We start from the raw sequence: 18,140 nt of genomic DNA on the forward strand, positions 1-18,140 counted from the left end.
ATTGGGACCAAAGATGCGGCAAATGGATTTGGGAGGATCCGAATGCTCGGTCTGATGCAGGAGTGGCCGCTGCTGTGCCACAAGATCTTGGATCACGCAGCACTGCAGCACCCCCACCGGGAGGTGGTGTCGCGCTCGGTCGAGGGGCCGATCGTCCGCACCAACTATGCCGAGCTTCGGAAGCGGGCGCTCAAGGTGGCACAGCGCCTGGAGCGAGACGGCTTCAAGGTCGGTGACCGCATCGCCACGCTCGCCTGGAACAGCGCGCGCCACATGGAGGCGTGGTACGGCATCATGGGCATGGGCGGGGTCTACCACACGCTCAACCCGCGGCTTTTCCCCGAGCAACTGGCGTGGATCATGAACCACGCCCAGGACCAGGCGCTGTTCGTCGACCTGACCTTCTTGCCGCTGGTCGAGAAGATCGCGCCGCAGGTGCCGTCGCTCCGGCAGATCATCGTCCTCACCGATTCGGCGCACCTGCCGCCCAGCGGACTGGCCAGCTTCGTCGCCTACGAGGACTGGCTGGCCGAGGCCGACGGGGACTATGCCTGGAAGCAGCTCGACGAGCATGCCGCTGCGGGCATGTGCTACACCTCGGGCACGACCGGCGACCCGAAGGGCGTCGTCTACAGCCATCGCTCGAACGTGCTGCACGCGATGATCGCCGTCATGCCGGACGCCATGGGTGTTTCCGTCCGCGACGTCGTCCTGCCGGTGGTGCCGATGTTCCACGCCAATGCCTGGGGTCTTGCCCAGAGCGCGCCGATGGTGGGCGCCAAGCTGGTCATGCCGGGCGGCAAGATGGACGGAGCCTCGATCTACGAACTGCTCGACACCGAGCGCATCACCTTCACCGCGGCGGTGCCGACGGTGTGGCTCATGCTGCTGCAGCATCTCGAGGAAACCGGCAAGAAGCTGCCGCACCTCAACCGGGTGGTGATCGGCGGCTCGGCCTGCCCGCGCACCGTGACCGAGAAGTTTGAACGCAACTACGGCGTCGAGGTCGTCCACGCCTGGGGCATGACGGAAATGTCGCCGCTCGGAACCCTATGCACGATCAAGCCCGAATATCAGGACCTTGAAGGGGCTGAGCGGCTCAATCTCCAGCAAAAGCAGGGATACACGCCGTTCGGCGTCGAAATGAAAGTCACCGACGACGACGACAACGAACTGCCGTGGGACGGCAGGACCTTCGGGCGGCTGAAGGTGCGCGGCCCGGCCGTGTCGGCATCCTACTACGGCGGCGCGAGCGCCGAACAGTTCGACGCCGACGGCTGGTTCGACACGGGCGACGTCGCCCATGTCGACGAGCACGGCTACATGCAGATCACCGACCGTTCCAAGGATGTCATCAAGTCGGGCGGCGAGTGGATTTCGAGCATCGAGCTGGAAAACCTGGCCGTCGGACATCCCGACGTCCAGGAGGCGGCAGCGATCGGCGTGAAGCACTCGCGCTGGGACGAGCGTCCCTTGCTGGTCGTCGTGCCCAAGCAGGGCAGGAACCCCGACAAGGCCGACCTGTTGGCGCTCTTCGACGGCAAGGTGGCCAAATGGTGGGTGCCCGACGACGTCGTCTTCGTCGACGAGATCCCGCACACCGCCACCGGCAAGATCCAGAAGTCGGTGTTGCGCGAGCGGCTCAAGGACTATCGCCTTCCGACGGATTCTTCTGCCTGAGGATGACGCGGAAAGGGCATCCCTTTCCACTTCAACGGTCGAACAAATCCCTTTAATCTGTCGCGGCAGCGATCTATGCCGTTTGGGGGCGGCGTGCTGCCATGGCCGCAGCAGGTGACGGGGTTCGATGGTCGAGTTTCACACGAGGTATCTTGAGCCGCGGACGACGCGCGCGGCAGGCGTTTCCCGGGGCATGGCGTCTTTCGCCATGGTCTTGTTGGTCACGGCTGTCCTAGGTCATCGCCGCGGCCTGGTCGAAACGCCTGCCTTCTTCTGGGTGATGGGCATTGTCGCGTTGCTGGCGGCACTTGCGCTGCTGTTTTCCGGCTTCGCGTTTTCCCGGCTCTGGAAGTTCGGCGACGAGGGCGGGCATGACCTGACATTCGGCGCGCTTCTGGCGCTGCTGGTCCTTTCCCCCTTCGCCTATACCGCCTACCAGGTCGCCACCCTGCCCATGCTGCGCGACATCTCGACCGATCTCGACAACCCGCCGGACATCAACGTTGCGGCGTTGATGCGAACGCCAGGCATGAATGGGCTCGAGCCGACGTCGCCCGGCGAGCGCAGCCTCCAGGCCGAGGCTTATCCGCTGGTCGCCGGCCGGCGCTACGACCTTTCACTCGACCGCGTGCTGGAGAGCGTGACTGCGGTCCTGTCGCGCCGGGACTGGGACGTGGTGGTGCCGCCGCCGGCGCCGGAGCAGGCCAGCGGCGAGGTCGACATCGAGGCCGTGGCCCGCACGATGATCCTCGCCTTGCCGTCCGATGTGGGCATACGGGTGGTGGACGACGGCAACTCGGTGTTCGTCGACATGCGCTCGGCCTCACGCTACGGGCGGCATGACCTGTCGGTGAACGCCGAACTCATCGTCGGCTTCCTGACCGAACTGGACCAGGAGATCGCCAACCAGGCGGGCACTGCGACCTCCACGAAGCAGCAATAGCGACGCCGGAGCGGGGGGCATTCTGACGAATGCAATTCTGCCGCCCCAGCTATTCTCCCAGCCGCCTTTGTGCGACGCCGGAGGCTTCCCGTCTGGCCGCCTAAGCTCTAACTCGCCGGCGCGTAGGTTCCGTCGAGCGAGGGAACTCCGGCGCAGACCACCTCGCCGCGGCCGACAAGATCTTCCAGGTGGGCGAACACCGACAACCCCGCGGCACCATGCAGGCGGGGGTCGGTGTCGCGGTAGATCGCGCGGACGATTTCCCCAATCGAGCGGTCGCCGGCCCTGAGGCGTTCGAGGATCGCGCGCTCGCGCATCTTGCGGTGCGCCTTCAGCCCGCGAACGAATCGCTGCGGGTCCGTCACGGGACCGCCATGCCCCGGCAGATAGATGCGGTCGTCGCGCCCGGTCAGGCGGTCGAGCGAGGCCATGTAGTCCGACATGGCGCCGTCGGGAGGCGCGACGATCGAGGTGGACCACGCCATGACGTGGTCGGCGGAGAACAGGATGCCGGTGCCCTCGAGCGAGAAGGCGGCGTGATTTGCCGCGTGCCCGGGGGTGAGCACGGTTCCGATGCGCCAGCCGTCGCCCTCGATCACCTGGCCGTCGGCGACGACGAGGTCGGGCACGAACTCCATGTCGCTGCTGGCATCCAGTGCCGGAACCTCGCCTAGGTGCAGCGGCCGGGCAGGTCGATGCGGCCCTTCGGCCACCGTCCTGGCGCCGGTCAGCGCCTTCAGCCTCGCCGCCAGCGGCGAGTGGTCGCGATGGGTATGGCTGACGAAGATGTGGCTCACGGGGCGTCCGGCTATCGTCTGGATCAGCGCCTCAAGATGGGCCTCGTCTTCAGGTCCGGGATCGATCACGGCAAGCGTATCGGAACCGACGACATAGCTGTTGGTGCCGTGAAAGGTGAACGGGCTCGGGTTGTTGACGGTCAGCCGGAGCACGCCCTTGGAGATTGGCACGGCGTTGCCATAGGCAGGCTCGAAGCGTGTATCGAAGTCGAGGGACATGGCGTGCCGATGCTTGTGCGTTGCTGTGCCGGGCGGCAAATTCGTTTGCCGCTTAGCATGGAAGGCAATATAGGGAAAACCATGTTCGGCACGCCAAGGCGCGTGCAACGCAAGAGGATTCCACATGGCCGCCGCATCCAGCACATCCACCGCGCTCGTTTCCGCCGCGCTTCCCGCCAAGGGAGCCACACGCCTGGCCACCCAGCTTCTGCTGGCGGTCGCCGGTTCGTTGCTGCTGGTCGCCTCGGCCAAGACCAAGGTCGTGCTCGGCCCGGTCGACATGTCGCTGCAGACGCTGGCCGTGCTCGGCATCGGCGCCGCCTTCGGACTGCGCCTCGGTCTCGCGGCGGTGTTGCTCTACATGGCGCAGGGCGCCATGGGCTACCCGGTGTTCCAGAGCACGCCTGAGAAGGGTATCGGCATCGCCTACATGCTCGGTTCGACCGGCGGCTATCTCGCCGGCTTCGTCGCCATGGTGGCGATCGTCGGCTGGGCCGTCGACCGCGGCTGGGGCCGCAGCATCGTCAAGATGCTGGGCGCGATGCTCGTCGCCGAAGCCGTCATGATGGCGATGGGCTTCTCGTGGCTGTCGCTGCTGATCGGCGCCGACAAGGCCTGGCAGTTCGGCGTGGTGCCGTTCATCGCTCCCGACCTGATCAAGGTGGCGCTCGCCGCCGCAGCCGTTCCGGCAATCTGGGCGCTCGTGCCCAAGAAGGGCTGATCGGGCCCAACCCACTGGTTTTGCAGGCGCCCCGGCACTAAAAAGCCGGGGCGTCTTGCATTTCGAGGTCACGCTGGAGCGCAATCCATGACCGTTCTCGTCACCGGAACCGCCGGTTTCATCGGCTTTCACCTCGCCCGCCGGCTCCTGGCCGACGGATATGAGGTGGTGGGCTTCGACAGCGTGACCGACTATTACGACACCTCGCTCAAGCGGGCGCGGCTGGATGTTCTTGCCGAACATGGCGACTTCCGCTTCGTCCGGGCCGACCTGGCCGACGCGGCCGCGGTCAAGGCGGCCTTCGCGGCCAAGCCCGAGATCGTCGTCAACCTCGCGGCGCAGGCCGGCGTGCGCTATTCGCTCGACCATCCGCAGGCCTATGTCGACGCCAACATCACCGGCTTCCTCAACATTCTGGAGAACTGCCGCGCGTCGCTGCCGAGGCATCTCATCTACGCCTCGTCGAGCTCAGTCTACGGCGGCAACAAGAAGCAGCCCTATTCGCCGCGCCACGGCGTCGACCATCCCGTCAGCCTCTATGCCGCGACCAAGAAGGCCAACGAACTGATGGCGCATACCTACAGCCATCTGTTCGGTGTGCCCGCGACCGGCCTTCGCTTCTTCACCGTCTACGGTCCGTGGGGGCGGCCGGACATGGCCTACTACAAGTTCACCAAGGCGATCTTCGCCGGCGAGAGGATCGACATCTACAACGACGGCGACATGTACCGGGACTTCACCTATGTCGACGACATCGTCGAAGGCATCGTCCGGCTGATCGACCATCCCCCGGTGGCCGACCCCGGCTACGACATCGCCGCAGGCGGCGCCTCCGGCAGCTGGGCGCCGCACCGGGTGATGAACATCGGCAACCGCCGCAAGGAGCATCTCATGGAGATGGTCCGCATCCTCGAGCGGGCGACCGGCCGCGAAGCGGTCAAGAACTTCATGCCGCTGCAGCCGGGCGACGTCCTCAGCACCTGGGCCGACGTCAGCGACCTCGAGGCATTGATCGGCGAGCTTCCGCACACGCCGATCGAAGAGGGGCTGGTCCGTTTCGTCGACTGGTACGGCCGCTACTACCGCGTCCAGTAGGGCGATCCCTCAGACATACTGGCCTCCGGTCGCCGAACTGCCGGCGGCGTCGCCCGGCAGGTAGCTGGCTCCACCCGAGCCGGTATCGATGACCCCGTTCCGGGCGACCGCGTAGCGCGGGCCCGTGGCGGCTCCGGTGAAGCTCATGCCGCCGCACGAAATGTCGCCGCCGCTGCACGACGCGAAGGCGGTGGCGAAGGCGGGCGTCGTCGACAGCGCCACCGTGCGCAGTGCCGCGTCGATGATGCCGCCCGCACGTGCCGACCAGTGGACAGGGGCGGCACCGGTGACGGCATAGTTGCCGACGGCGCGCACCGTGCCATGGTTGCCGCTGGAGACGTGTCCGTCGGCGCAGCCCCCGAAGCTCACATTGGCGAATTCCAGCGAGCCGCCGTCGGCATTGAGGCCGAAACCCGCTCCGGTGGTGCGGACTTCGAGATCCCGGACGAGGCAGCGCCCACCCGCTGCGACGCCGATGGCGTTGGCACCGGCCGCGGCGATGACGACATTGCCCGGGCTGCCGCCATTGCCGGCGATCACCAGCGCCGACGTGCCGGCCTGGCCGACGGCGGGCGGGACGCGGACGGCGGTGGAATAGGTGCCGTCGCCGATCCGGATCGTCACCGTGAAGCCGGCCATGTCGAGGTCGGCCACCGTGTCGAGCGCCTTCTGGATGGTCTTGAAGGCGCCGGCGGCGGAATTCGCAAGGCCGCCGTTGCCGTCCGCACCGTCGCTCCGGACGAAGTAGGTCCGGTCCGCCGTCAGAAGATCGCGGACGTGGCGCCTGGCAACGACCTGGTTCTGGTCGGTCAGGGCAAGGCTTGCCGGCAGCAGCACGCGCCCATCAACGCGGCTCACCTTGAGCGCCTCGGTCCAGCCGCCGCCGTCGCTCGACACCTTGACGTGCCAGTCGTCGTCGCCGGCGAGGCCGAACTCTGCGCGGCCGGAATAGCCGGTCTGGAACAGCAGCGAGGCATTGTCCCCGGCGGCAGCCTTGTTGATCTTGACCTGGTGGCCGGCGCCCTGGTTGTCGAACAGCACCGCCGGACTCCTGACCGCGAGCCGGTTGGTGTTGTCGGCGGTCGCATTGACGCCGACCAGTCCCACCGGATTGACGCCCAGCGCGGCGGCATCGACCCAGTTGCCGCCGTCATGGGCGAGGATGCGCTGCTCGTCGGCGAGCCAGGCGAGCCAGCCTTTCACGGGCAGGTGGAAGCTCCAGGCGCCGTCCTGCCAGGCCGCGACCTGGCCCGATTTGCCCACCCAGGCGCCGGTGGCGGCCGCAGCGACGATATAGCGGTCGCCTTCGGCCGGCGTGGCCGGCGGAGTGCTCAGATGCCGGTCGAGGATGCCGAGCTGCACCAGCGCGTCGAGTGCCAGCAACGCCTCGTTGTGGGTGACGTGCTTCTGCGCCTGCGATGGCATGATGAAGGGCATCTTCAAGTTTGTCGTTTGTTCCAAGGCCGTCTCCTTCGGTTGAAGCCGGCAATGATACGGCGGGGCCGAAGGGTGGTGGAAAAGCGCCAAATTCTTTCCACCTTCGCCGGTATCCGGCACTGGCGAGACGACCTGCGGCGGGTGCGCGTGAAATCGCATTCCGGCTCCGGTGGGCAAGGGGCAAAATCTGACCGGCGGTCCAGCGCTTTTTGGTCGTTGGCTGCTTGAGACGATGCTGAATTATGAGAAACTGCGCGCGAAAGGACGTGTTGGTCACAGGCGCGCGTCCACCGACACGCACCGAAGGCCCCTAAATGCTTGCCAGACTGACGCACCTGGATCGTCTCGAAGCCGAGGCAATCCACATCTTCCGCGAGGTCGCGGCCACATTCTCGAAGCCGGTGATGCTCTATTCCGTTGGGAAAGATTCCTCGGTCCTGCTGCATCTGGCGATGAAGGCCTTCTTTCCCGCCAAGCCGCCGTTCCCGTTCCTCCACGTCGACACGACCTGGAAGTTCCGCGAGATGATCGCGTTTCGCGACCAGATGGCGCGCGAACTCGGCTTCGACCTTCTGGTGCATGTCAATCCGGACGGGGTCCGCGACAACATCAACCCGTTCGACCACGGGTCGAACACCCACACCCACGTCATGAAGACGGTCGGGTTGCGGCAGGCGCTCGACAAGTACGGCTTCGACGCGGCCTTCGGCGGGGCGCGCCGCGACGAGGAGAAGTCGCGCGCCAAGGAGCGCATCTTCTCCTTCCGCAACGCCCAGCACGCCTGGGACCCCAAGAACCAGCGGCCGGAGATGTGGAAGATCTACAACACGCGCGTTTCGGCCGGCGAGTCGATTCGCGTGTTCCCGCTGTCGAACTGGACCGAACTCGACATCTGGCAGTACATCCTGCAGGAGAACATCCCGATCGTGCCGCTCTATTTCGCCAAGCACCGGCCGGTGGTCGAGCGCGACGGCATGCTGATCCTGCGCGACGACGACCGCATGAAGCTGCAACCCGGCGAGGTGGTGGAGAACCGGCTGGTGCGTTTCCGCACCCTCGGCTGCTACCCGCTGACGGGTGCCATCGAATCCGACGCCGACAGCCTCGAGGCCATCGTCGGCGAGATGCTGACCGCCCGCACCTCCGAGCGGCAGGGGCGCCTCATCGACCGCGACGAAGCCGGTTCTATGGAAAAGAAGAAGCGCGAGGGGTACTTCTGATGCGCCAGGCCGTCGCCACCAAGATCGAGACCGTGGAGAGCGTCCGCGACTACCTCGCCGCACAGGAGCAGAAGTCGCTGCTGCGCTTCCTGACCTGCGGCTCGGTCGACGATGGCAAGTCGACGCTGATCGGCCGCCTGCTTTCCGACACCAAGCAGATATTCGAGGACCAGCTCGCGGCGCTCGAGCGCGACTCGCGCAAGCACGGCACGACAGGCGAGGACGTCGACTTCGCGCTCCTGGTCGACGGGCTCGAGGCCGAGCGCGAGCAGGGCATCACCATCGACGTCGCCTACCGCTTCTTCGCCACGCCGAAGCGCAAGTTCATCGTCGCCGACACGCCGGGCCACGAGCAGTACACGCGCAACATGGCGACCGGCGCTTCGACCGCCGACCTGGCCATCGTGCTGGTCGACGCTCGCCAGGGCGTGCTGCGCCAGACGCGCCGGCACTCGATCATCGCCTCGCTGCTCGGCATCAGGAACATCGTCGTCGCGATCAACAAGATCGACCTCGTCGGTTTCGACCGGGCCGTGTTCGAGCGCATCTCCGCCGACTACCTGGCCTTCGCCGAAAGCCTCGGCTTCAACTCCATCGTGCCGATCCCGATGTCGGCGCGCTACGGCGACAACGTCACCCGTCGTTCCGACAAGATGGCCTGGTATGCGGGCCCGACGCTGATCGACCATCTCGAGACGGTGGTGGTCGAGGAAGAGGCGGCGGCGAAGCCCTTCCGCTTCCCGGTGCAATACGTCAACAGGCCCAATCTCGATTTCCGCGGCTTTGCCGGAACCGTCGCCTCGGGCGCGATCTCGCAGGGCGACGAAGTCGTGGTGGCGAAGTCCGGCAAGGCCGCCAGGGTCAAGCGCATCGTCGCCCATGGCGGCGACCTGCAGACGGCCGTCGCGGGGCAGGCGATCACGCTCGTGCTCGACGACGAGGTCGAGGTGTCGCGCGGCAACGTGCTGGTGACGCCCGATGCCCGGCCGCATGTCGCCGACCAGTTCGCCGCCAACGTCGTCTGGTTCGACGAGAAGGCGCTGCTTCCCGGCCGGTCCTACATCCTGCGCACCGAGACGGACCAGGCGAGCGCCACCGTCACCGATCTCAAGTACAGGATCAACGTCAACGACTTCGCCCACGAGGCGGCGAAGTCGCTGGAGATGAACGAGGTCGGGGTCTGCAACATTTCCAGCCAGTCGCCGGTGGCGTTCGACGGCTTCGCCGACAACCGCACGACGGGCGCATTCATCCTCATCGACCGCATCAGCAATGCGACGGTCGGCGCCGGCATGATCCTGCATCCGCTGCGCCGCGCCGAGAACATCCACTGGCAGTCGCTTGACGTCACCCGCAAGGCGCGCGCCGAGCTCAAGAACCAGCGTCCCGCCGTGCTGTGGTTCACCGGCCTTTCGGGATCGGGCAAGTCGACGGTCGCGAACCTGCTCGAAAAGAAGCTGCACGCGGCCGGCCGGCACACCTACATTCTCGACGGCGACAACGTCCGCCACGGCCTCAACCGAGACCTCGGCTTCACCGACGAGGACAGGGTCGAGAACATCCGGCGCGTCGCCGAAGTGGCGAAGCTGATGGCCGACGCCGGGCTCGTCGTGATCGTCTCCTTCATCTCGCCGTTCCGGGCCGAGCGTCGCATGGCGCGCGAGCTGATGGGGCAGGGCGAGTTCGTCGAGGTGTTCGTCGACACGCCGTTCGAGGAATGCGCGCGGCGCGATCCGAAGGGGCTCTATGCACGCGCGCTCTCCGGCGCGATCAAGAATTTCACCGGCGTCGATTCACCCTATGAAACGCCGGAGAATCCTGAGATTCATCTGCAGACTCTCGGCAAGACGCCTGAGGAAATGGTCGAAACTGTCGAGAACTGGCTGAATGAGCGTGACATCGCAGAGCATCAATACGACGACGGCGGCGGCATCTGACGAGGCGATCCTCGAACTGCTTGAGCGCCTGGCGCTGGACGCCGGGCAGTCCGTCATGGAGGTCTTCCATTCCGACATCGCGGTGACGGACAAGCCCGATGCCTCGCCCGTCACCCAGGCCGATCGCGCCGCGGAACGCGTGATCCTCGAGGGCCTGCGCGCGGCGTTTCCCGACGTGCCGTGCGTTGCCGAGGAAGAGATCGCCGCGGGCGTGGTGCCACCCTCGCTCGGCCAGGCCTTCTTCTTGGTCGATCCGCTCGACGGCACAAAGGAATTCGTCAGGCGCCACACCGATTTCACCGTCAACATCGCGCTGGTCAGGGACGGCGCGCCCGAGATCGGCGTGGTCTACGCGCCTTGCACCGGCAGGTTCTTTGCCGGCAGGCCGGGCAGGGCCGAGGCCTTCGAGGCACGGGACGGCAAGGCCGTCTCGGAGCGCCGTCGCATCCATGTGCGCGAGGGACGCGAGCCGCTGACCATCGTCGCCAGCCGTTCGCATCGCACGCCGGAGACCGAAGCCTTCATCAGGAAGGTTTCGGCCGCCGAGATCGTCTCGGTCGGCTCGTCGCTGAAATTCTGCCTGGTGGCCGCGGGGGAGGCCGACATCTATCCGCGCTTCGGCCGGACGATGGAGTGGGACACGGCTGCAGGCGATGCGGTTCTGCGCGCCGCCGGCGGCACCACCCATACGCTGGATGGCGCGCCGCTCGCCTACGGCAAGCGCAACCAGAAGGACGAAGCGGATTTCGCCAATCCGCATTTCGTCTCGAGCGGCCGGATCGTCGACCCGGCCTTCATGTTCTGAACCGGCTTTGCGCTTACTCGGCCGCGATCTTGGCCGAATTCGAGCCGACATAGTTGCGGATCGTGGCGATGATCCGGTCCTGGTCGGCTTCGCTGAGATAGGGGTGCATCGGCAGGCACAGGATGGTGCCCGGCACGGCCTCCGAAACCGGCAGCCCGCCCGGGGTGCGCGGATAGTGGCTGTAGGCGACCTGCACGTGCAGCGGCTTGACGTAGTAGATGACCGACGGGATACCCTGCTCCTGCAGGTGCTTCTTGAGCCCGTCGCGGTCGGCGGTCTCGATGGCGTACTGCGCCCAGGCCGAGCGGCCGCCCGCGGGCGCCCGCGAAGCCTTGACCACGTCGCCGAGGCCGTCGGCATAGCGCTGGGCGACGCGCGCGCGCGCTTCCATCTCGTCTTCCAGGATCGCCAGCTTCTCGATCAGGATCGCGGCCTGGAGCGTGTCGAGGCGCGAGTTCAGGCCGACATGGATGTTGTCGTACTGGGTCTCGCCCTTGCCGTGGAAGGCGAATGAGCGGAGCTTCGCGGCAAATGCGTCGTCATTGGTGAACATCGCACCGCCGTCGCCGTAGCAGCCGAGCGGCTTGGCCGGGTAGAAGCTGGTGGCGCCGACGTGACCGAAGGCGCCGCACATCTTGCCGTCCTGCGAGCCGCCGATGGACTGGGCGGCGTCCTCGATGACCAGCAGGTTCTCGCGCTTGGCGATGGCGTCGATCGCTGCATAGTCGGCGGCGATGCCGAACAGGTCGACCGGGATGATCGCCTTGGGCTTGAGGCGGCCTTCGGCCTTGATCATGGCGATCGCGGCTTCGAGGCTCTCGATCGAGATGTTGTAGGTGTCGGGCTCGATGTCGACGAAGACCGGCTCGGCCTTGGCGAGCGCCACCACCTCGGCGGTCGCGGCGAAGGTGAAGCTCGGCACGAAGACCGCGTCGCCGGGGCCGATGCCGGAGGCGAGCAGCGGCAGCAGCAGCGCGTCTGTGCCGTTGGCGCAGGCAACGACATGCTTGACGCCGACATACTCGGCCAGCTGGTTCTCGAATTCGGTGACTTCGGGCCCCAGGATGTAGCGGCCTTCATCGACCACCTTGTCGATGGCTGCCTTCAGGCGGTCGCGGATTCTTTCGCGCTGCGCGCCGAGATCGATGAACTGCATTTTGCCCCAAACCCTTTGATTTTGTTCGGCTGCTGATAGCAGAGTTGCCGAAGTCGAAAAAGCAGAGCGGCCTGCGGCATCCCGTGCGCGGTTTGGGTTCTTGTTACTTTCGCTTGCGATGCCAGCGGCCCGAAAATGGCGGAAAAGCTGGGTTTTGCACGAGCCGGCTGCTGTGCCTGCTCGGCGATCCGAAACATAAAGTGATCGGCAAAGATGGCTTCTAGCGCCCGATTCAGGCCAGTTCGCGTCGCCAGGGCGGGTTTGCGCCGGCCCGCGAGACGGTAATCGCAGCGGCCCGAGCGCCGAGGCTGAGGGCCTCGCGGATGGCGGTTTCGGATAGCTCCGAGATCGATATCTTGGACAGCGCTTCCTGCTCATGAAGCGAAGCGAGCACCCCGGCGTTGAAGGTGTCGCCGGCGCCGACGGTGTCCACGACCGTCACCTTTTCCGGCGTCACGGATACCTTGTGGTTGGCGCTGTAGGCGGTCGCTCCCTTGCTGCCGGCGGTGACGATCACGAGCCTGGGCCCCTTGCCAAGCCAGCGCGCAGCTACGTCCTCCTGGCCGCCGGCCTCGCCGAACCAGCCGAGGTCTTCGTCCGACAGCTTGACGATGTCGGCCATGGCGATCATCCGCTCCATGCGCGCGAGATGATGCTTCTTGTCCTGGATGAAGCCGGGTCGGATGTTGGGATCGAGCATGGTGACGCGCTTGCCGTGCTCGCGCCGCATCAGCGCCTCGTAGGCCGCGCCGCAGGGTTCGGGGATGAGGCTGATGGCGCCGAACAGCATGGCGTCGATGTCATCGCCTAGCACTGGCAGGTCGGCGTCGGTGAGCATCCGGCCGGCGGTATTCTCGTCGTAGAAGGTGTAGGTCGCGTGGCCGTCCGTGAGGCGGACGAAGGCGAGCGTCGTCGGTCGGCCGGAGAGGTTGGCGTAACGCGAACCGACGCCGCTGGCCGCCAGCACGTCGCGGATCTGCTGGCCGAACAGGTCGGAGGAGAGGCCGGAAAAGAACTCGGCCGGCACGCCGAGCCTGCCGAGCGCGATGGCAGAGTTGAAAATCGCGCCGCCGGCATAGGGCGCGAAGGACGGTTCGCCCTCGGTGCTCTGCCGCGGCAGCATGTCGATCAGCGCTTCGCCGCAACACAGGATCATGGCTAGTCCGTCCCCTTTGGATAGATGACACCCTTGCGGATGATGACGTTGGCGTAGAGCCTGGGCTCGGTGGTCGCAATGATGGTGTGGGCCGCTTTGACGCGATCATAGAATGCCCCACCCGGCAGCGGCACGACGGCGAATCCTGGCGCTCGCCGGGCGCACACGGCCTCGATCTCGCCGTGGACAGGGGCGGACAGGGCCGGATCGCCCCTGACCGACGACCGGAAAATCGCCTGTGGCACGAAATCGTCCACGGGCAGAACCTGCAGCACCGCGTCGAGCATCGGGATCAGGTCGAGTCCGTCGGCGCGAACCACGCGGCGGCCATGCTCCTGGGCAGGATAGTTGCCGTCGACGATGGCGATCTCGTCGCCGTGGCCCATGGAGCGCAGGGTGAACAGCAGCTCCGGTCCGAGCGCTGGGGGGATGCCGATCAACACGTTCATGGACCTCGCGAAAGAGCGGTGGCGCCGACGAGGAAGCGCTCCGACAGGGGCAGGCTCGCCCCGCCCAAAGCGCGTGCATGGATGCCAACGGTTCCCTCGCGCACGGAGGGCAGGCGCAACCCCTCGATGTCGATCTTGCCGATCGAAGCCTGCACGGCCTCGACGAGCCGGGCGCGGATCTTCCCGGGCATCCAGCCGTCGATGACGGCGCTCTCGAAATCGATGACGGAGGCGGAGGCGACGATGGCGTATGCGAGGGCGTCGCCCGCCTTGGAGAGCCAGTCGTCGAGATCCAGACCGAGGTCGCCCCAGTCTTCCGGCGATGTCCACAGATGGGCGGCGTCGAGGCCGCGCGCATTGAGCGCTTTCTCCAGCATGGCGATCGAGGCGACGTCGATGAGCTGCGTCGGCTTGCCCGCTGGGCCCGGTACCGGCATCGAGCCAAGCGCGCCGGCATTGCCGGTCGGCCCGCTGTAGAGCCGGCCGTTGAGCACGACGCCGCCGCCGGCGAAGGCGCCGATGTAGAAATAGACGAAGTCGCGCAAGGCGCCGATGTCGCCGAACACCAGCTCGGCGCCGCAGGCCGACGTGGCGTCGTTCTGCAGGTAGACGGGAAAGGGAAACAGCGCCTGCAGGTCGGAGCGCATGTCGCGGTTGCGCCACTCCTCCATCACCTCGCGCGGTGCGCCTGCCGTGTCGACCCAGTTCCACAGTTCGAACGGCATGGCGACGCCGAGACCGGCGATCCGCTTGTCCTGGTCGCGCGTCAGGCCAGCACGCATCTGCGCGATGCCTGATTTCACGAAGTCGACCGTGTCGCGCGGGGCAGGGTAGCGGTAGGAATTCTGCAGCATGGTGCGCGTGTTGCCGAGGAAGTCGATGAGCACGAGCTCGGCGCTGCGGCGGCCGATCTTGAGGCCGATGAAGAAAGCCCCCTCGGGGTTCAGCGACATGGGGATGGACGGCTGGCCGATCTTGCCGCGGACAGGTTCCTGCCTGAGCAGCAGCCCTTCGTCCTCGAGCTCGCGCATGATCACGGAAACCGTCTGGGCCGACAGGCCGGTCATGCGCGCGATGTCGGACTTGGCGAGCGCGCCGCTCTGCCGCACCAGCGACAGAACCAGCCGCTCGTTGTGGTCGCGCATGCCGCTCTGGTTCGTCCCGCGCAGGCGCTGGCTTTCAGCTTCCGGCGAACCGTGTCTCACGCTCCCGGCCTCCACCGGACTCCTCCCGTCATTTTCGTTCTGTCGTTTTGGTCCAGAATGCGGCTGGCCTGCAATCCTGTCAATAATAAATAAGAGTGATTTATTTATTGACTTGCCGGCGCGTTTGGTGTTTCGTCGTCGCCGGATGCTCGACTGGGAAGAGTAAACGAGCGTCCCCGGCCACCGACAAAAGGGGCCATTGTTTGGATCTGGGAGGAGTACCCGATGAAATTTTCCGTTCTGAAGACGACCGTGTTCGGCGCCGCGGTTGCCGGCCTTGCCGCACTTTCCGCTCCCGCTTCGGCAGACGAAGTGGGCGCTTGCCTGATCACCAAGACCGACACCAACCCGTTTTTCGTCAAGATGAAGGAAGGTGCGACGGCCAAGGCCAAGGAAATCGGCGTCAACCTGAAGAGCTATGCCGGCAAGATCGACGGCGACAGCGAGAGCCAGGTGGCGGCCATCGAATCCTGCATCGCCGACGGCGCCAAGGGCATCCTGATCACCGCTTCCGACACCAAGGGCATCGTGCCCGCGGTCAAGAAGGCCCGCGACGCCGGCATCCTGGTAATCGCGCTCGACACTCCGCTCGAGCCGGCTGACTCGGCCGACGCCACCTTCGCCACCGACAATCTTCTGGCCGGCAAGCTGATCGGCCAGTGGGCCGCCGCCACGCTGGGCGACAAGGCCAAGGACGCCAAGGTCGCCTTCCTCGACCTGACCCCGTCGCAGCCGACGGTCGACGTGCTGCGCGACCAGGGCTTCATGATGGGCTTCGGCATCGACGTGAAGGACGCCAACAAGATCGGCGACGAGGACGATGCGCGCATCGTCGGCCACGACGTCACCAACGGCAACGAAGAGGGCGGCCGCAAGGCCATGGAGAACCTTCTCCAGAAGGACCCTGGCATCAACGTCGTCCACACCATCAACGAGCCCGCCGCCGCCGGCGCCTATGAGGCGCTGAAGGCGGTCGGCATGGAAAAGAACGTGCTGATCGTGTCGGTCGACGGCGGCTGCCCGGGCGTCAAGAACGTCGAAGCCGGCGTCATCGGCGCTACCTCGCAGCAGTATCCGCTGCTGATGGCATCGCTCGGCATCGAGGCGATCAAGAAGTTCGCCGACAGCGGCGAGAAGCCCAAGCCGACCGAGGGCAAGGACTTCTTCGATACCGGCGTTTCGCTGGTGACCGACAAGCCCGCCCAGGGCGTTGAATCGATCGACGTCAAGACCGGCCTGGACAAGTGCTGGGGTTGATCTGACCGCCTGACGGCGTGACACTCTTGCAGACGGAGGGCGGCCAGTCACTGGCCGCCCTTCCGGCAAGGGGGATGGAAAGTCCCTCATTGGGAGGAATTCGATATGTCTGACGCTTCGGCAGATGCCAGGCGGCCGCAAGAGTTCGAGAAGGTTCTCTCGGGCAGCGACACGTCGGTGGCGAGCTTCGATACCCATACCCGATCGCCGATCGAGAAGATCCAGCATTTCCTGCACAAGAACCCGGCGGCGGTGCCGCTGATCGTTCTCGTGGCGTCGCTTGCAGCCTTCGGCGTCATCATCGGCGGCAAGTTCTTTTCGGCCTTCTCGATGACCCTGATCCTTCAGCAGGTGGCCGTCACCGGCATTATCGGCGCCGCTCAGACGCTGGTCATCCTGACCGCCGGCATCGACCTGTCGGTGGGCGCGATCATGGTGCTGTCGTCGGTGGTGATGGGGCAATTCACCTTCCGCTACGGCCTGCCGCCGTCGCTCGCCATCCTTTGCGGTTTCGCGGTCGGAGCGTTCTGCGGCTGGATCAACGGAGCGCTGGTCGCCTACATGAAGCTGCCGCCGTTCATCGTCACCCTCGGCATGTGGCAGATCGTGCTGGCCTCGAACTTCCTCTATTCGGCCAACGAGACCATCCGCTCGCAGGACATCGAGGCACAGGCTCCGATCCTGCAGTTCTTCGGCAACAATTTCAGGATGGGCAACGCCGTCTTCACATATGGCGTCGTCGCCATGGTGCTGCTGGTGGCGGTGCTATGGTATGTGCTCAACCACACCGCCTGGGGCCGGCATGTCTATGCCATCGGTGACGATCCGGACGCAGCCGAGCTTTCGGGCGTGCGCGTCAACAGGATGCTGATCTCGGTCTACGTCCTGTCGGGCCTGATCTGCGCGCTCGGCGGCTGGCTGCTGATCGGCCGCATCGGCTCGGTTTCGCCGACCGCCGGCCAGTTCGCCAACATCGAATCCATCACCGCGGTGGTGATCGGCGGCATCTCGCTCTTCGGCGGGCGCGGCTCGATCCTGGGCATGCTCTTCGGCGCCCTCATCGTCGGCGTCTTCCAGTTGGGACTGCGCCTGATCGGCACCGACCCGCAGTGGACCTATCTCTTGATCGGCCTGCTCATCATCATCGCCGTCGCGATCGACCAGTGGATCAGAAAGGTTGCAGGCTGATGTCTACCGAACCTCTGCTCACCGCCCGCGGCCTCGTCAAGCGCTACGGCCGCGTCACCGCCCTCGATCACGCCGACTTCGACCTCTATCCGGGCGAGATCCTTGCGGTGATCGGCGACAACGGCGCCGGCAAGTCGTCGCTCATCAAGGCGATCTCGGGCGCTGTCTCGCCCGACGAGGGGGAAATCCTCCTCGATGGCAAGCCGGTGCATTTCAAGTCGCCGATGGAGGCGCGCGATGCCGGCATCGAGACCGTCTACCAGAACCTCGCTTTGTCGCCGGCGCTTTCGATCGCCGACAACATGTTCCTCGGCCGCGAGATCAGGAAGCCGGGCGTGCTCGGCAAGTGGTTCCGCATGCTCGACCGCACGGCGATGGAAAAGCGGGCTCGCGAAAAGCTGACCGAGCTCGGCCTGATGACCATCCAGAACATCGGCCAGGCGGTGGAGACCTTGTCGGGCGGCCAGCGCCAGGGCGTGGCGGTGGCGCGTGCCGCTGCCTTCGGCTCCAAGGTGGTCATCATGGACGAGCCGACGGCGGCACTCGGCGTCAAGGAAAGCCGGCGCGTGCTGGAACTCATCCTCGACGTCAAGCGGCGCGGCCTGCCGATCGTGCTCATCTCGCACAACATGCCGCATGTGTTCGAGGTGGCCGACCGCATCCACATCCACCGGCTCGGGCGTCGCCTCACGGTGATCGACCCGAAGGAATATACGATGTCGGACGCGGTGGCCTTCATGACCGGCGCCAAGAAGCCGCCGGAGGCGGCGCTGGCGGCTGCCTGATCCTCCATGAATCCCCGCGACGATGCATATTGACGCGGGGATTTAAATCGATTGGAATTGCTTTCGGATCGTCTAACATGGGAGCGGGAG

At 65.9% G+C, this 18,140-nt stretch carries 16 protein-coding genes; 10 read left to right on the forward strand and 6 right to left on the reverse strand.

From position 1 onward, the window contains the following. Positions 1 to 42: 42 nt before the first annotated feature. On the forward strand, positions 43 to 1,680 hold the full coding sequence (locus PV773_RS02105) for a long-chain-fatty-acid--CoA ligase (protein ID WP_347964740.1): 1,638 nt from the start codon (positions 43 to 45) through the stop codon (positions 1,678 to 1,680). A 208-nt stretch (positions 1,681 to 1,888) separates the two neighbouring features. Further along, the gene (locus tag PV773_RS02110) at positions 1,889 to 2,623 is read left to right on the forward strand and encodes a DUF1499 domain-containing protein (protein ID WP_347964741.1); all 735 of its coding nucleotides are present in this window, start codon (positions 1,889 to 1,891) and stop codon (positions 2,621 to 2,623) included. A gap of 107 nt (positions 2,624 to 2,730) precedes the next feature. On the opposite strand, the gene PV773_RS02115 is transcribed toward PV773_RS02110, so the two are convergent. After that, positions 2,731 to 3,639: an MBL fold metallo-hydrolase gene (locus PV773_RS02115; protein WP_347964742.1), complete on the reverse strand. Its 909-nt coding sequence runs from the start codon at positions 3,637 to 3,639 to the stop codon at positions 2,731 to 2,733. Positions 3,640 to 3,763: 124 nt separating this feature from the next. Between PV773_RS02115 and PV773_RS02120 the strand changes: the two genes are divergently transcribed. Both PV773_RS02120 and PV773_RS02125 read left to right on the forward strand, forming a co-directional pair. Beyond that, positions 3,764 to 4,360, forward strand: a complete 597-nt coding sequence (locus PV773_RS02120) for a biotin transporter BioY (protein ID WP_347964743.1) — start codon at positions 3,764 to 3,766, stop codon at positions 4,358 to 4,360. A gap of 87 nt (positions 4,361 to 4,447) precedes the next feature. Next, positions 4,448 to 5,455 (forward strand): SDR family NAD(P)-dependent oxidoreductase, encoded by a 1,008-nt coding sequence (locus PV773_RS02125; protein ID WP_347964744.1) that lies wholly within the window; start codon positions 4,448 to 4,450, stop codon positions 5,453 to 5,455. 9 nt (positions 5,456 to 5,464) lie between these two features. Here the strand turns inward: PV773_RS02125 and PV773_RS02130 are convergent, their stop codons facing one another. Beyond that, positions 5,465 to 6,916, reverse strand: a complete 1,452-nt coding sequence (locus PV773_RS02130) for a DUF2793 domain-containing protein (protein WP_347964745.1) — start codon at positions 6,914 to 6,916, stop codon at positions 5,465 to 5,467. Between the two features lie 290 nt (positions 6,917 to 7,206). Between PV773_RS02130 and cysD the strand changes: the two genes are divergently transcribed. Genes cysD through cysQ form a run of 3 tightly spaced genes read left to right on the forward strand, consistent with a single transcriptional unit; the run spans position 7,207 to position 10,854 of the window. Then, on the forward strand, positions 7,207 to 8,112 hold the full coding sequence (gene cysD, locus PV773_RS02135; RefSeq protein ID WP_347964746.1) for a sulfate adenylyltransferase subunit CysD: 906 nt from the start codon (positions 7,207 to 7,209) through the stop codon (positions 8,110 to 8,112). Next, positions 8,112 to 10,049 carry a sulfate adenylyltransferase subunit CysN gene (gene cysN, locus PV773_RS02140; protein WP_347964747.1) on the forward strand — a complete coding sequence of 646 codons (1,938 nt, stop codon included), beginning with the start codon at positions 8,112 to 8,114 and terminating at the stop codon, positions 10,047 to 10,049. Before cysD ends, cysN begins: the two co-directional genes overlap by 1 nt. Next, positions 10,000 to 10,854: a 3'(2'),5'-bisphosphate nucleotidase CysQ gene (gene cysQ, locus PV773_RS02145; RefSeq protein WP_347964748.1), complete on the forward strand. Its 855-nt coding sequence runs from the start codon at positions 10,000 to 10,002 to the stop codon at positions 10,852 to 10,854. The genes cysN and cysQ overlap by 50 nt, the downstream gene beginning before the upstream one ends. A gap of 13 nt (positions 10,855 to 10,867) precedes the next feature. Here cysQ and PV773_RS02150 read toward each other — a convergent pair whose 3' ends face one another. The 4 genes from PV773_RS02150 to PV773_RS02165 all read right to left on the reverse strand — a co-directional run bounded on the left by PV773_RS02150 (position 10,868) and on the right by PV773_RS02165 (position 14,835). After that, the gene (locus PV773_RS02150; RefSeq protein WP_347964749.1) at positions 10,868 to 12,010 is read right to left on the reverse strand and encodes a DegT/DnrJ/EryC1/StrS aminotransferase family protein; all 1,143 of its coding nucleotides are present in this window, start codon (positions 12,008 to 12,010) and stop codon (positions 10,868 to 10,870) included. A 232-nt stretch (positions 12,011 to 12,242) separates the two neighbouring features. Further along, entirely contained in the window at positions 12,243 to 13,166 is a 924-nt protein-coding gene (locus tag PV773_RS02155) for a carbohydrate kinase (protein WP_347964750.1), read from the reverse strand. Between the two features lie 2 nt (positions 13,167 to 13,168). Beyond that, entirely contained in the window at positions 13,169 to 13,609 is a 441-nt protein-coding gene (locus PV773_RS02160; protein ID WP_347964916.1) for an RbsD/FucU domain-containing protein, read from the reverse strand. Between the two features lie 2 nt (positions 13,610 to 13,611). Continuing rightward, the gene (locus PV773_RS02165) at positions 13,612 to 14,835 is read right to left on the reverse strand and encodes an ROK family transcriptional regulator (RefSeq protein WP_347964751.1); all 1,224 of its coding nucleotides are present in this window, start codon (positions 14,833 to 14,835) and stop codon (positions 13,612 to 13,614) included. Between the two features lie 210 nt (positions 14,836 to 15,045). Here PV773_RS02165 and PV773_RS02170 point away from each other — a divergent pair, with 210 nt between their 5' ends. From PV773_RS02170 to PV773_RS02180, 3 genes are all read left to right on the forward strand, one after another. Continuing rightward, on the forward strand, positions 15,046 to 16,077 hold the full coding sequence (locus PV773_RS02170; RefSeq protein WP_347964752.1) for a sugar ABC transporter substrate-binding protein: 1,032 nt from the start codon (positions 15,046 to 15,048) through the stop codon (positions 16,075 to 16,077). 105 nt (positions 16,078 to 16,182) lie between these two features. Next, on the forward strand, positions 16,183 to 17,265 hold the full coding sequence (locus tag PV773_RS02175; RefSeq protein ID WP_340035553.1) for an ABC transporter permease: 1,083 nt from the start codon (positions 16,183 to 16,185) through the stop codon (positions 17,263 to 17,265). Further along, positions 17,265 to 18,050, forward strand: coding sequence for an ATP-binding cassette domain-containing protein (locus PV773_RS02180; protein ID WP_340035554.1), 786 nt, complete (start codon positions 17,265 to 17,267; stop codon positions 18,048 to 18,050). The genes PV773_RS02175 and PV773_RS02180 overlap by 1 nt, the downstream gene beginning before the upstream one ends. Positions 18,051 to 18,140 lie beyond the last annotated feature (90 nt).

The organism is Mesorhizobium sp. CC13, assembly GCF_039907765.1.
Lineage (GTDB): Bacteria > Pseudomonadota > Alphaproteobacteria > Rhizobiales > Rhizobiaceae > Aminobacter.